We start from the raw sequence: 12,668 nt of genomic DNA, 5'->3' as shown, positions 1-12,668 counted from the left end.
ACCTTAACGCTTCGCCGAGGCCAGCAGGGTAGAGCGCTCCTGGTCCATGCGTGCCATCAATGGCTGGCTTTGTTGCAGGAAGCGCGCGCGCTCGGCTTTGGCGATAGGGTCGGCCATCGGCAGCTTCTGGCCCAATGGGTCGACGTGGACGCCGTTGACCTGGAACTCATAGTGCAAATGCGGGCCGGTGGACAGGCCGGTAGTGCCGATGTAGCCGATCACCTGGCCTTGCTTCACGTTGCTGCCCGTGGAGACGCCTTTGGCAAACCCTTGCATATGGCCGTACAGCGTGCGGTAGGTGTTGCCGTGCTGGATGATCACGGTATTGCCGTAGCCACCGCGACGTCCGGCCAGCAGGACCTTGCCATCACCGGCCGCTTTGATTGGCGTGCCACGTGGAGCGGCATAGTCGACGCCTTTGTGGGCGCGGATTTTGTTGAGGATTGGATGCTTGCGACCCATGGAGAAACGCGAACTGATGCGAGCGAAGTCCACTGGCGTGCGGATGAAGGCTTTGCGCATGCTATTGCCATCAGCGGTGTAGTAGCTGCTATTGCCTTGTTTGTTGGTGTAGCGAACAGCGGTGTAGGTCTTGCCACGGTTGGTGAAGCGCGCGGAAAGAATGGCGCCGGTGCCGACCACCTTACCGTTGGCTACTTTCTGTTCGTAGATCACGTCGAATTCGTCACCCTGGCGAATGTCCTGGGCGAAATCGATGTCGTAGCCAAATACGCTGGCCATGTCCATGGTCATGCTGTGTGACAAGCCGGCGCGGGCGGCCGATTGTGACAATGAACTGTTGATCACACCGTGCACGTAAGCTGAGCGCATTACCGGTTTGGTGGTGATGCGATTGAAGGCAAAGCCTTTGGCGCCCTTGGTGAGGGTAATGCTTTCGAGGTCGCTGACATTGCTGTGCAGGTTCTTCAGTTGGCCATTGGGCGCCAATTCGAACTCAAGCTTCTGGCCGTGTTTGAGCTGGGTAAATTGCTTGGCTTGTTTATCGCTGGCCAGCACCTCATTAACAGCAGAGGTGGGCAGGCCGACCTTTTCGAACAGCGTTGAAAGCGTATCGCCTTTGGCGACGATGACTTCGCGGTGCAGGGGATTCTTTTGGGGGACCGCTGCAGCCGGCTCTTGAGCGGCGTGTTGAGTGTCTTCGGGTGTGCTTTCTATCTGTGCAAACGGTGAATCGGCTGGCGCGTTTGTGGCTTGTTGCGCGTCAGAAGCGTCTTGATCTTGTGTCAGTTGTTCAACTGGACTTTCCAGGTCAAGGCTCAGGGATGTTCGTTTGGCTTCTACGTCACTGGAAGGGAATACCAGGAGTGCCAGGCTGAGAAGGGCGGCGATACCACTTGCGGCGAGCAGGTGGGTCTTCGGGTAAAGCGGCGGCGCTTTAGACGGTTCTGTGGTCATAAGTAATTTTGACTTTGAAGATGAAATGGAAAAGATGAATGACATGATGAAGATGAAATAACTGTATAAAATATAACCAAATCATCTGTGGCGCAAGCTCGCGAACGCTGGGCTTGCTGAACGGTGTCCGTGCGCAGGGCAAAACTTGTAATTAGTCCCTGATCTTGTATGGTTGGTTCCCTTTTGAATCTGAGCCTTGCGGGTCTGTTATGAAGTCGGTTGAAGAGCAGCTAGCGCTGATAAAACGTGGTGCGGAAGAACTGTTGGTCGAGGCCGAGCTGATCGAAAAGCTCAAGCGTGGCCAGCCCCTGCGTATTAAGGCTGGCTTCGATCCAACGGCGCCAGACCTGCACTTGGGTCATGCCGTGCTTATTAACAAGCTGCGCCAGTTCCAGGAACTGGGGCACCAGGTCATCTTCCTTATAGGTGACTTCACCGGGATGATCGGTGATCCGAGCGGCAAGAGCGCCACGCGCCCACCGTTGACGCGTGAGCAGGTTCTCGATAATGCCGAGACCTACAAGACTCAGGTGTTCAAGATTCTCGATCCGGCCAAGACCGAGGTGGCATTCAACTCCACCTGGATGGACCAGATGGGGCCGGCAGATTTCATTCGCCTCACCTCCCAGTACACTGTGGCACGTATGCTTGAGCGTGATGATTTTGACAAGCGCTACTCCACCAATCAGCCTATTGCGATTCATGAGTTCCTCTACCCGCTGGTACAAGGGTATGACTCGGTGGCACTGCGCGCGGACGTTGAGCTTGGCGGCACCGATCAGAAGTTCAACCTGCTGATGGGGCGTGAGTTGCAGCGCGCATACGGCCAAGAGGCTCAGTGCATTCTGACCATGCCGTTGCTGGAGGGGTTGGATGGCGTCAAGAAGATGTCCAAGTCCTTGGGTAACTATGTGGGTATCCAGGAAGCGCCGGGTGTTATGTATGGCAAGCTGGTTTCGATTCCAGATGCGCTGATGTGGCGTTACTTCGAGCTGCTGAGCTTCCGTTCGATGGATGAGATTAATGCGCTGCGCGCTGAAGTCGAGGCGGGCGCCAATCCGCGTGATGTGAAGATCAAGTTGGCGGAGGAGATTGTTGCGCGCTTCCACGGTGAGGAGGCTGCGGCGAGTGCTCATCGTGCGGCGGGTAACCGTATGAAGGATGGCGAGCTGCCGGATGATCTGCCGGAGATCGAATTGACTGCTGCTGAAGCGATGCCGATCGCTGCCGTCCTTAATAAGGCGGGCCTGGTGAAGAACTCTGCGGTTGCTCGCGACCTTTTGGGTTCCGGTGGTGTGCGTATAGATGGTGAGGTTGTCGATCGCACCTTTATATACGAGCTGGGCGCTACCCATGTTTGTCAGGCTGGCAAGAAGGCATTTGCGCGTATTACGCTCAAATCCGAATAAAGCTGGAATTAGGTGTTGACGGCGAATTATATCTGTCTATAATTCGCCCCACTTCCGGCGCAGTCGAAACGGAAAACTCCTTGGTAAACAAGAAGTTATGCGGGATTCGACAGCGAGTTGCTTCAGGTCATCGAAGCCCAGAAGGAGTTGGTAGGGCAGTGTTGTTTGGCTCTATTAACGTTTCGATCCTCTCGGTCGAAAGCGGAGAAAAAGAGGTGTTGACAGCAGCGTGTAACGCTGTAGAATTCGCCTCCCGCTAACGAGAGATCGGAAGCGCAAGTGGTTGAAGTTGTTGAGGAATTCCTCGAAAACTTCTGAAAATAATCACTTGACAGCAAATGAGGCTGCTGTAGAATGCGCGCCTCGGTTGAGACGAAAGATCTTAACCAACCGCTCTTTAACAACTGAATCAAGCAATTCGTGTGGGTGCTTGTGGAGTCAGACTGATAGTCAACAAGATTATCAGCATCACAAGTTACTCCGCGAGAAATCAAAGATGTAACCAACGATTGCTGAGCCAAGTTTAGGGTTTCTTAAAAACCCAAAGATGTTTGAACTGAAGAGTTTGATCATGGCTCAGATTGAACGCTGGCGGCAGGCCTAACACATGCAAGTCGAGCGGTAGAGAGAAGCTTGCTTCTCTTGAGAGCGGCGGACGGGTGAGTAAAGCCTAGGAATCTGCCTGGTAGTGGGGGATAACGTTCGGAAACGGACGCTAATACCGCATACGTCCTACGGGAGAAAGCAGGGGACCTTCGGGCCTTGCGCTATCAGATGAGCCTAGGTCGGATTAGCTAGTTGGTGAGGTAATGGCTCACCAAGGCGACGATCCGTAACTGGTCTGAGAGGATGATCAGTCACACTGGAACTGAGACACGGTCCAGACTCCTACGGGAGGCAGCAGTGGGGAATATTGGACAATGGGCGAAAGCCTGATCCAGCCATGCCGCGTGTGTGAAGAAGGTCTTCGGATTGTAAAGCACTTTAAGTTGGGAGGAAGGGCATTAACCTAATACGTTAGTGTTTTGACGTTACCGACAGAATAAGCACCGGCTAACTCTGTGCCAGCAGCCGCGGTAATACAGAGGGTGCAAGCGTTAATCGGAATTACTGGGCGTAAAGCGCGCGTAGGTGGTTTGTTAAGTTGGATGTGAAATCCCCGGGCTCAACCTGGGAACTGCATTCAAAACTGACTGACTAGAGTATGGTAGAGGGTGGTGGAATTTCCTGTGTAGCGGTGAAATGCGTAGATATAGGAAGGAACACCAGTGGCGAAGGCGACCACCTGGACTAATACTGACACTGAGGTGCGAAAGCGTGGGGAGCAAACAGGATTAGATACCCTGGTAGTCCACGCCGTAAACGATGTCAACTAGCCGTTGGGAGCCTTGAGCTCTTAGTGGCGCAGCTAACGCATTAAGTTGACCGCCTGGGGAGTACGGCCGCAAGGTTAAAACTCAAATGAATTGACGGGGGCCCGCACAAGCGGTGGAGCATGTGGTTTAATTCGAAGCAACGCGAAGAACCTTACCAGGCCTTGACATCCAATGAACTTTCTAGAGATAGATTGGTGCCTTCGGGAACATTGAGACAGGTGCTGCATGGCTGTCGTCAGCTCGTGTCGTGAGATGTTGGGTTAAGTCCCGTAACGAGCGCAACCCTTGTCCTTAGTTACCAGCACGTAATGGTGGGCACTCTAAGGAGACTGCCGGTGACAAACCGGAGGAAGGTGGGGATGACGTCAAGTCATCATGGCCCTTACGGCCTGGGCTACACACGTGCTACAATGGTCGGTACAGAGGGTTGCCAAGCCGCGAGGTGGAGCTAATCCCACAAAACCGATCGTAGTCCGGATCGCAGTCTGCAACTCGACTGCGTGAAGTCGGAATCGCTAGTAATCGCGAATCAGAATGTCGCGGTGAATACGTTCCCGGGCCTTGTACACACCGCCCGTCACACCATGGGAGTGGGTTGCACCAGAAGTAGCTAGTCTAACCTTCGGGAGGACGGTTACCACGGTGTGATTCATGACTGGGGTGAAGTCGTAACAAGGTAGCCGTAGGGGAACCTGCGGCTGGATCACCTCCTTAATCGACGACATCAGCTGCTCCATAAGTTCCCACACGAATTGCTTGATTCATTGAAGAAGACGATAAGAAGCAGCCCGAAATTGGGTCTGTAGCTCAGTTGGTTAGAGCGCACCCCTGATAAGGGTGAGGTCGGCAGTTCGAATCTGCCCAGACCCACCAATTTTGTGTGGGAAACGCCTGTAGAAATACGGGGCCATAGCTCAGCTGGGAGAGCGCCTGCCTTGCACGCAGGAGGTCAACGGTTCGATCCCGTTTGGCTCCACCACTACTGCTTCTGAAGTTTCGAAAGCTTAGAAATGAGCATTCCATTGTGATGATGGTGAATGTTGATTTCTAGTCTTTGATTAGATCGTTCTTTAAAAATTTGGGTATGTGATAGAAAGATAGACTGAACGTTACTTTCACTGGTAACGGATCAGGCTAAGGTAAAATTTGTGAGTTACTCGTAATTGAGTATTATCGAATTTTCGGCGAATGTTGTCTTCACAGTATAACCAGATTGCTTGGGGTTATATGGTCAAGTGAAGAAGCGCATACGGTGGATGCCTTGGCAGTCAGAGGCGATGAAAGACGTGGTAGCCTGCGAAAAGCTTCGGGGAGTCGGCAAACAGACTTTGATCCGGAGATGTCTGAATGGGGGAACCCAGCCATCATAAGATGGTTATCTTACGCTGAATACATAGGCGTAAGAGGCGAACCAGGGGAACTGAAACATCTAAGTACCCTGAGGAAAAGAAATCAACCGAGATTCCCTTAGTAGTGGCGAGCGAACGGGGACTAGCCCTTAAGTGGCTTTGAGATTAGCGGAACGCTCTGGAAAGTGCGGCCATAGTGGGTGATAGCCCTGTACGCGAAAATCTCTTAGTCATGAAATCGAGTAGGACGGAGCACGAGAAACTTTGTCTGAATATGGGGGGACCATCCTCCAAGGCTAAATACTACTGACTGACCGATAGTGAACTAGTACCGTGAGGGAAAGGCGAAAAGAACCCCGGAGAGGGGAGTGAAATAGATCCTGAAACCGTATGCGTACAAGCAGTGGGAGCAGACTTTGTTCTGTGACTGCGTACCTTTTGTATAATGGGTCAGCGACTTATTTTCAGTGGCGAGCTTAACCGAATAGGGGAGGCGTAGCGAAAGCGAGTCTTAATAGGGCGTCTAGTCGCTGGGAATAGACCCGAAACCGGGCGATCTATCCATGGGCAGGTTGAAGGTTGGGTAACACTAACTGGAGGACCGAACCGACTACCGTTGAAAAGTTAGCGGATGACCTGTGGATCGGAGTGAAAGGCTAATCAAGCTCGGAGATAGCTGGTTCTCCTCGAAAGCTATTTAGGTAGCGCCTCATGTATCACTGTAGGGGGTAGAGCACTGTTTCGGCTAGGGGGTCATCCCGACTTACCAAACCGATGCAAACTCCGAATACCTACAAGTGCCGAGCATGGGAGACACACGGCGGGTGCTAACGTCCGTCGTGAAAAGGGAAACAACCCAGACCGTCAGCTAAGGTCCCAAAGTTATGGTTAAGTGGGAAACGATGTGGGAAGGCTTAGACAGCTAGGAGGTTGGCTTAGAAGCAGCCACCCTTTAAAGAAAGCGTAATAGCTCACTAGTCGAGTCGGCCTGCGCGGAAGATGTAACGGGGCTCAAACCATACACCGAAGCTACGGGTATCACGTAAGTGATGCGGTAGAGGAGCGTTCTGTAAGCCTGTGAAGGTGAGTTGAGAAGCTTGCTGGAGGTATCAGAAGTGCGAATGCTGACATGAGTAACGACAATGGGTGTGAAAAACACCCACGCCGAAAGACCAAGGTTTCCTGCGCAACGTTAATCGACGCAGGGTTAGTCGGTCCCTAAGGCGAGGCTGAAAAGCGTAGTCGATGGAAAACAGGTTAATATTCCTGTACTTCTGGTTATTGCGATGGAGGGACGGAGAAGGCTAGGCCAGCTTGGCGTTGGTTGTCCAAGTTTAAGGTGGTAGGCTGGAATCTTAGGTAAATCCGGGATTCTAAGGCCGAGAGCTGATGACGAGTTATCTTTTAGATGACGAAGTGGTTGATGCCATGCTTCCAAGAAAAGCTTCTAAGCTTCAGGTAACCAGGAACCGTACCCCAAACCGACACAGGTGGTTGGGTAGAGAATACCAAGGCGCTTGAGAGAACTCGGGTGAAGGAACTAGGCAAAATGGCACCGTAACTTCGGGAGAAGGTGCGCCGGTGAGGGTGAAGGACTTGCTCCGTAAGCTCATGCCGGTCGAAGATACCAGGCCGCTGCGACTGTTTATTAAAAACACAGCACTCTGCAAACACGAAAGTGGACGTATAGGGTGTGACGCCTGCCCGGTGCCGGAAGGTTAATTGATGGGGTTAGCTAACGCGAAGCTCTTGATCGAAGCCCCGGTAAACGGCGGCCGTAACTATAACGGTCCTAAGGTAGCGAAATTCCTTGTCGGGTAAGTTCCGACCTGCACGAATGGCGTAACGATGGCGGCGCTGTCTCCACCCGAGACTCAGTGAAATTGAAATCGCTGTGAAGATGCAGTGTATCCGCGGCTAGACGGAAAGACCCCGTGAACCTTTACTATAGCTTTGCACTGGACTTTGAATTTGCTTGTGTAGGATAGGTGGGAGGCTTTGAAGCGTGGACGCCAGTTCGCGTGGAGCCAACCTTGAAATACCACCCTGGCAACTTTGAGGTTCTAACTCAGTTCCGTTATCCGGATCGAGGACAGTGTATGGTGGGTAGTTTGACTGGGGCGGTCTCCTCCTAAAGAGTAACGGAGGAGTACGAAGGTGCGCTCAGACCGGTCGGAAATCGGTCGTAGAGTATAAAGGCAAAAGCGCGCTTGACTGCGAGACAGACACGTCGAGCAGGTACGAAAGTAGGTCTTAGTGATCCGGTGGTTCTGTATGGAAGGGCCATCGCTCAACGGATAAAAGGTACTCCGGGGATAACAGGCTGATACCGCCCAAGAGTTCATATCGACGGCGGTGTTTGGCACCTCGATGTCGGCTCATCACATCCTGGGGCTGAAGCCGGTCCCAAGGGTATGGCTGTTCGCCATTTAAAGTGGTACGCGAGCTGGGTTTAGAACGTCGTGAGACAGTTCGGTCCCTATCTGCCGTGGACGTTTGAGATTTGAGAGGGGCTGCTCCTAGTACGAGAGGACCGGAGTGGACGAACCTCTGGTGTTCCGGTTGTCACGCCAGTGGCATTGCCGGGTAGCTATGTTCGGAATAGATAACCGCTGAAAGCATCTAAGCGGGAAACTAGCCTCAAGATGAGATCTCACTGGGACCTTGAGTCCCCTGAAGGGCCGTCGAAGACTACGACGTTGATAGGTTGGGTGTGTAAGCGCTGTGAGGCGTTGAGCTAACCAATACTAATTGCCCGTGAGGCTTGACCATATAACACCCAAGCAATTTGACTACTCCTGACTTGGAAACAAGCAGAAGCATCAGATTGCGGTGTGTGAAGACGATAGAACCGAAAGTTCGAATTTCACAAAACACCGAAAGCTATCACATACCCAATTTGCTGAAGCGAGGCCAACTGGTCACGACTCAGTACCCGAATTTCTTGACGACCATAGAGCATTGGAACCACCTGATCCCATCCCGAACTCAGTAGTGAAACGATGCATCGCCGATGGTAGTGTGGGGTTTCCCCATGTGAGAGTAGGTCATCGTCAAGATTAAATTCCAGAACCCCTGTTTGCTAACGCGAACAGGGGTTTTGTTTTGGGCGGTCGAAAAGTGCAAAGGGGCTTATTGCAGCCGCCTACAGTGCTTAATCCCGTCCTTTCTATGCAATGGCCTTATGCATGGCTATCATGCGTGCCTCATTGTGAGGCGATACTTGCATGCTGACGTTGTTAGAACTTCTGAAAGATGGCCGATTCCACTCTGGAGAGGCGCTGGGGGCTGCCCTGGGCGTCAGTCGCAGTGCTGTTTGGAAGCAGCTCCAGCATCTTGAGTCTGAATTGAACCTGCCCATTCATAAAGTCCGTGGCAGGGGGTATCAGCTTGCGTCGCCGTTGGTTTTTCTGAGCGCTAAAGAAATTGAAGCGAATGCTGCTTCTTTGGTGTGGCCCGTTTACATCTCGGATTCCATTGACTCCACCAATGCCGAAGCTTTGCGTCTTGTCGACGCTGGCCGTACCGCGCCATTTCTGGTGCTTGCTGAGCAGCAAACCGCAGGAAGGGGTAGGCGAGGCCGTAAGTGGGTTAGCCCGTTTGCTCAGAATGTCTATTACAGCCTTGTCTTGCGCATTGACGGGGGCTTGCGACAGTTAGAGGGGCTTAGTCTTGTTGTCGGCTTGGCGGTCATGCGGTGCCTTCGCGAACTAGGTGTCCAGGGGGCGGCCTTGAAGTGGCCAAATGACGTCCTGGTTGGGCACAAGAAAATTGCCGGTATCTTGCTGGAGTTGGTGGGAGATCCCGCAGATATTTGCCACGTTGTGCTTGGTATAGGTATCAACGTAAACATGCAAAAGGCTGCAGAGGTCGATCAGGAGTGGACGTCAGTACAGCTGGAAACAGGATCTACTGTCGATCGCAATTACCTGGTTGCACGCCTGGGGCTTCAATTGCAAAGTCATCTGCAGCGACATGCAGCTTTCGGCTTTACTGCGCTCCAGGAGGAGTGGGAGCACAATCATTTGTGGCAGGGGCGGGCCGTATCGCTGATTGCGGGCGTTAACCAAATTGATGGGGTTGTGCTAGGGATCGACCACCAAGGCGCGTTGCGCTTGGATGTCGATGGTGTTGAGAAAATATACAGCGGTGGTGAGTTAAGCCTGAGGTTGCGTGATGATTCTTGAGCTCGACTGTGGGAATAGCTTTATCAAATGGCGTGTACTTGATTCGCACATGGCCCGGGTATCTGCCGAAGGTATTGTCGGTTCGGATCTCGCATTGATTGAGAGTCTGGTAGCAATACCCGAGCTTTCTCTGACGCGCTGCCGTTTGGTGAGTGTTCGTGCTTCGCAGGAAACTGGGCAGCTAGTTGAGGCGTTGCAGGGGGCTTTTGGTGTCGTAGTGTCCTGTGCGGCTCCAGCGCGAGAAATGGCGGGTGTTCGTAATGGCTACGAAGAGTATGAGCGCCTCGGGCTTGATCGTTGGTTGGCAATGCTGGGGGGGTTCAAATTAGCGGCAGGCGCTTGTCTGGTGCTCGATTTCGGTACGGCGGCGACTGCAGACTTTATTGCTGCTGACGGCGAGCACCTCGGCGGCTTCATATGTCCTGGGATGCCCCTTATGCGCAGTCAGCTGCGAACCCACACGCGTAAGATTCGCTACGACGACGTGGCGGCCGAGCAAGCTGTGGAGCGTCTCTCGCCGGGCCGGACGACTGTGGAGGCCGTTGAGCGGGGTTGTACGCTGATGCTCAGGGGGTTTGTATTGACCCAGCTCGAGTTGGCTCAGAGCTATTGGGGCGATAATTTTACGGTTTTTCTAACCGGAGGGGATGCTGACCTGGTCTCGGATGCTGTGCCGCAGGCTCGCCTGGTTCCTGATCTGGTTTTTGTTGGTCTGGCGATGGCGTGCCCCTTGTCCTGAGGTATTTATGCGTTGGCTGTTTTTGCTTTTGCTCGTTCTCAATGCCTTCTATTACATTTGGCATCAACAAGAAGCGCCGTTGCGCGCTAAGGATGTAACGCCCCTGAGTCTCTATAAGGGGTCTCAGCAGGATATTCGCCTGTTGAGTGAGTCTTCTGATCCTATGGTTCGGCGTGATCGAGCAAAAGCCCCTGACGCACAAAATACCTGCTTATACATAGGTGGCTTTGCTGATCAGAGGCAGGCCCAGTCAATGGAGCAGCGCCTCACCAGCCTGGATATAAAGGTCAAGGTGCAGTTGCTCAATACGGCTGAGGCCTCCGGCTATTGGCTTCGCGTAGCCCCGGAAAGCAGGCGCTTGGCTGACGATCTGCCGTTTGAAAACCTTGCTAAGGAATTCAATGAGTTAAAACATAAAATAATGTTGTGCGAAGGCGTTGCAACTGTCGAATAGTTTGCATAGAATGGCGCCCGCTTCGCAGTGAAGACCTTTACGGTCTACAGCGTGAAGCGAAGGTCAACGCAGCTAACCTCATATTTTTAATGAGAAAATGCTTGACAGAAGGCCGGCGTGATGTAGAATGCCGGCTCGCTTAGGAGGGGTTCCCGAGCGGCCAAAGGGATCAGACTGTAAATCTGACGTCTACGACTTCGAAGGTTCGAATCCTTCCCCCTCCACCATTTTTAGCGTGAGCTGCAAGCTCCGCGGGTATAGTTTAGTGGTAGAACCTCAGCCTTCCAAGCTGATGATGCGGGTTCGATTCCCGCTACCCGCTCCAAGTTTGCAGGTTGTGCACGGTGTTTTGCTCTTGTAGCTCAGTTGGTAGAGCACACCCTTGGTAAGGGTGAGGTCAGCGGTTCAAATCCGCTCAAGAGCTCCATATAACAAGGCAGATATGAAAATATCTGCCTTTGTTTTAACAGCTGCCTCGGCTTGATGGTGTTGTATCTGGTTTTGTCGCCAGGTGATTTCAAGTCTGTTGGGGTTGGTTGTTGTAATGTCTTTTTCAGGCCTGCATAATGGTCGGCCTGATTTTGTTTTAGGTCAGTAGCTCAATTGGCAGAGCGACGGTCTCCAAAACCGTAGGTTGGGGGTTCGATTCCCTCCTGACCTGCCAGATTCACGTGGTGTATCTGGCTTTCTTTTCACAGGATCTTCATAGATGACTCCTAAGGCTGAAGCTCAAAGCTCTCGTTTCGATCTCGTCAAGTGGCTCGCCGTAGTCGCGTTGGTGGTCGTAGGCGTTGTCGGCAATCAGTATTATTCTGCTTCGCCGATCCTGTACCGTGTCCTCGCTTTGCTGGCCCTTGCTGCTGTAGCTGCCTTTGTAGGCCTGCAGACTGCCAAAGGCAAGTCTTTCGCGGTCCTGGTAAAGGAAGCTCGCACCGAAATCCGTAAAGTCGTTTGGCCGACTCGCCAAGAAACCACGCAGACCACGTTGATCGTTGTGGCTGTTGTTCTGGTTATGGCGTTGCTGTTGTGGGGGCTTGATTCCCTGCTCGGCTGGCTTGTTTCCTTGATTGTTGGCTAAGGGTGTCCCGTGGCTAAGCGTTGGTACGTTGTGCATGCTTACTCGGGTTACGAGAAGCATGTTATGCGCTCTTTGCTGGAGCGCGTAAAGCTGGCAGGCATGGAAGATGGCTTCGGCGAAATTCTGGTTCCCACTGAAGAAGTGGTTGAAATGCGGAATGGTCAGAAGCGCAAGAGCGAACGCAAGTTCTTCCCTGGCTACGTGCTGGTTCAGATGGACATGAATGAAGGTACTTGGCACTTAGTCAAGGATACCCCTCGTGTCATGGGCTTCATTGGCGGTACTGCCGATAAGCCTGCTCCTATCACTGACAAAGAGGCGGAAGCAATTCTGCGTCGTGTTGCTGATGGTAGCGACAAGCCTAAGCCGAAGACGTTGTTCGAGCCAGGTGAGGTTGTTCGTGTCACAGATGGTCCGTTTGCTGATTTCAACGGTACCGTCGAAGAAGTTAACTACGAAAAGAGCCGGATCCAAGTGGCAGTGCTCATTTTCGGTCGCTCTACTCCGGTAGAGTTGGAGTTCAGCCAGGTCGAGAAGGTCTAGCTGAGCAAGCATCCCAACCCCGCAGCCTTAGGCTGTGGGGTTTTGTCGTCACTGGGATAAACGCGCAAGTAACCGGGGAGCCTTTCGAGGCGTTTGAACCCGTAATTGGAGTGCCTC

General features: G+C 52.8%; 7 protein-coding genes, 6 tRNA genes and 3 rRNA genes. 15 read left to right on the top strand and 1 reads right to left on the bottom strand.

Features of this window, described 5'->3' with window-relative positions:
- Nucleotides 1–3 precede the first annotated feature (3 nt).
- Entirely contained in the window at nucleotides 4–1,416 is a 1,413-nt protein-coding gene (locus CPH89_RS07090; RefSeq protein WP_053258289.1) for a peptidoglycan DD-metalloendopeptidase family protein, read from the bottom strand.
- A gap of 209 nt (nucleotides 1,417–1,625) precedes the next feature.
- Here CPH89_RS07090 and tyrS point away from each other — a divergent pair, with 209 nt between their 5' ends.
- From tyrS to nusG, 15 genes are all read left to right on the top strand, one after another.
- Nucleotides 1,626–2,825, top strand: a complete 1,200-nt coding sequence (gene tyrS, locus CPH89_RS07085) for a tyrosine--tRNA ligase (RefSeq protein ID WP_053258288.1) — start codon at nucleotides 1,626–1,628, stop codon at nucleotides 2,823–2,825.
- A gap of 553 nt (nucleotides 2,826–3,378) precedes the next feature.
- Nucleotides 3,379–4,915: ribosomal RNA gene (locus CPH89_RS07075) — 16S ribosomal RNA — on the top strand.
- A gap of 82 nt (nucleotides 4,916–4,997) precedes the next feature.
- Nucleotides 4,998–5,074, top strand: a tRNA-Ile gene (locus tag CPH89_RS07070).
- A gap of 30 nt (nucleotides 5,075–5,104) precedes the next feature.
- Nucleotides 5,105–5,180: transfer RNA gene (locus CPH89_RS07065), tRNA-Ala, on the top strand.
- Nucleotides 5,181–5,430: 250 nt separating this feature from the next.
- Nucleotides 5,431–8,322, top strand: a 23S ribosomal RNA gene (locus CPH89_RS07060).
- A 171-nt stretch (nucleotides 8,323–8,493) separates the two neighbouring features.
- A 5S ribosomal RNA gene (rrf, locus tag CPH89_RS07055) occupies nucleotides 8,494–8,609 on the top strand.
- The 16S, 23S and 5S rRNA genes sit together here with 2 tRNA genes alongside, the layout of an rRNA operon.
- A gap of 168 nt (nucleotides 8,610–8,777) precedes the next feature.
- The gene (birA, locus tag CPH89_RS07050; protein WP_053258278.1) at nucleotides 8,778–9,737 is read left to right on the top strand and encodes a bifunctional biotin--[acetyl-CoA-carboxylase] ligase/biotin operon repressor BirA; all 960 of its coding nucleotides are present in this window, start codon (nucleotides 8,778–8,780) and stop codon (nucleotides 9,735–9,737) included.
- On the top strand, nucleotides 9,727–10,476 hold the full coding sequence (locus tag CPH89_RS07045) for a pantothenate kinase (RefSeq protein ID WP_053258277.1): 750 nt from the start codon (nucleotides 9,727–9,729) through the stop codon (nucleotides 10,474–10,476). Before birA ends, CPH89_RS07045 begins: the two co-directional genes overlap by 11 nt.
- 7 nt (nucleotides 10,477–10,483) lie before the next feature.
- Nucleotides 10,484–10,930 carry a hypothetical protein gene (locus tag CPH89_RS07040; RefSeq protein ID WP_053258276.1) on the top strand — a complete coding sequence of 149 codons (447 nt, stop codon included), beginning with the start codon at nucleotides 10,484–10,486 and terminating at the stop codon, nucleotides 10,928–10,930.
- A gap of 142 nt (nucleotides 10,931–11,072) precedes the next feature.
- Nucleotides 11,073–11,157: transfer RNA gene (locus tag CPH89_RS07035), tRNA-Tyr, on the top strand.
- Nucleotides 11,158–11,181: 24 nt separating this feature from the next.
- Nucleotides 11,182–11,255, top strand: a tRNA-Gly gene (locus CPH89_RS07030).
- A gap of 26 nt (nucleotides 11,256–11,281) precedes the next feature.
- Nucleotides 11,282–11,357, top strand: a tRNA-Thr gene (locus CPH89_RS07025).
- A gap of 161 nt (nucleotides 11,358–11,518) precedes the next feature.
- Nucleotides 11,519–11,594, top strand: a tRNA-Trp gene (locus tag CPH89_RS07020).
- A 45-nt stretch (nucleotides 11,595–11,639) separates the two neighbouring features.
- On the top strand, nucleotides 11,640–12,008 hold the full coding sequence (secE, locus tag CPH89_RS07015) for a preprotein translocase subunit SecE (RefSeq protein ID WP_003194658.1): 369 nt from the start codon (nucleotides 11,640–11,642) through the stop codon (nucleotides 12,006–12,008).
- Nucleotides 12,009–12,017: 9 nt separating this feature from the next.
- The gene (nusG, locus tag CPH89_RS07010; RefSeq protein ID WP_003176436.1) at nucleotides 12,018–12,551 is read left to right on the top strand and encodes a transcription termination/antitermination protein NusG; all 534 of its coding nucleotides are present in this window, start codon (nucleotides 12,018–12,020) and stop codon (nucleotides 12,549–12,551) included.
- Nucleotides 12,552–12,668: the final 117 nt, after the last annotated feature.

The organism is Pseudomonas fluorescens (assembly GCF_900215245.1).
GTDB classification, from domain to species: Bacteria; Pseudomonadota; Gammaproteobacteria; order Pseudomonadales; family Pseudomonadaceae; genus Aquipseudomonas; species Aquipseudomonas fluorescens.
Note: the sequence above shows the minus strand (reverse complement) of the source record. Positions and strands in the feature narration are given on the sequence as shown.

Excerpts from the sequence above, each read along its gene's own strand:
- birA (WP_053258278.1), top strand. The coding sequence starts at position 8,778 with ATGCTGACGTTGTTAGAACTTCTGAAAGATGGCCGATTCCACTCTGGA.
- tyrS (WP_053258288.1), top strand. The coding sequence starts at position 1,626 with ATGAAGTCGGTTGAAGAGCAGCTAGCGCTGATAAAACGTGGTGCGGAA.
- CPH89_RS07090 (WP_053258289.1), bottom strand. The coding sequence starts at position 1,416 with ATGACCACAGAACCGTCTAAAGCGCCGCCGCTTTACCCGAAGACCCAC.
- CPH89_RS07040 (WP_053258276.1), top strand. The coding sequence starts at position 10,484 with ATGCGTTGGCTGTTTTTGCTTTTGCTCGTTCTCAATGCCTTCTATTAC.
- secE (WP_003194658.1), top strand. The coding sequence starts at position 11,640 with ATGACTCCTAAGGCTGAAGCTCAAAGCTCTCGTTTCGATCTCGTCAAG.
- CPH89_RS07045 (WP_053258277.1), top strand. The coding sequence starts at position 9,727 with ATGATTCTTGAGCTCGACTGTGGGAATAGCTTTATCAAATGGCGTGTA.